2 tRNA genes and 1 rRNA gene are annotated in these 466 nt (G+C 42.5%); all 3 read left to right on the top strand.

From position 1 onward, the window contains the following. Nucleotides 1-78, top strand: a 16S ribosomal RNA gene (locus tag CD112_RS13240); the annotation flags it as partial. A gap of 96 nt (nt 79-174) precedes the next feature. Then, a tRNA-Ile gene (locus tag CD112_RS13235) sits at nt 175-251 on the top strand. 16 nt (nt 252-267) lie between these two features. After that, nucleotides 268-343, top strand: a tRNA-Ala gene (locus tag CD112_RS13230). Nucleotides 344-466: the final 123 nt, after the last annotated feature.

The following is a 466-nucleotide window of genomic DNA, read 5'->3' as shown; positions in this document are numbered from 1 at the left end:
TCGAAGGTGGGACAAATGATTGGGGTGAAGTCGTAACAAGGTAGCCGTATCGGAAGGTGCGGCTGGATCACCTCCTTTCTAAGGATATTATTCGGAACAGTTTCGCAGGAAACTGAAACGGAATAACGTGACATATTGTATTCAGTTTTGAATGTTTATCATTCAATTTTAAATGGGCCTATAGCTCAGCTGGTTAGAGCGCACGCCTGATAAGCGTGAGGTCGGTGGTTCGAGTCCACTTAGGCCCACCATTTAAAATTTCAATATGGGGGCTTAGCTCAGCTGGGAGAGCGCCTGCTTTGCACGCAGGAGGTCAGCGGTTCGATCCCGCTAGTCTCCACCATTATTATTTGTACATTGAAAACTAGATAAGTAAGTAAAAATAGATTTTACCAAGCAAAACCGAGTGAATTAGAGTTTTAAAAGCTTTATTCATTTAAATGAATCGCTAGTAATCAATTGCCGA

The sequence above is a fragment of the Staphylococcus simulans genome (genome assembly GCF_002902285.1).
Lineage (GTDB): Bacteria > Bacillota > Bacilli > Staphylococcales > Staphylococcaceae > Staphylococcus > Staphylococcus simulans.
The sequence above is the reverse complement of the archived record's forward strand: the minus strand, read 5'-3'. Positions and strand labels throughout refer to the sequence as shown.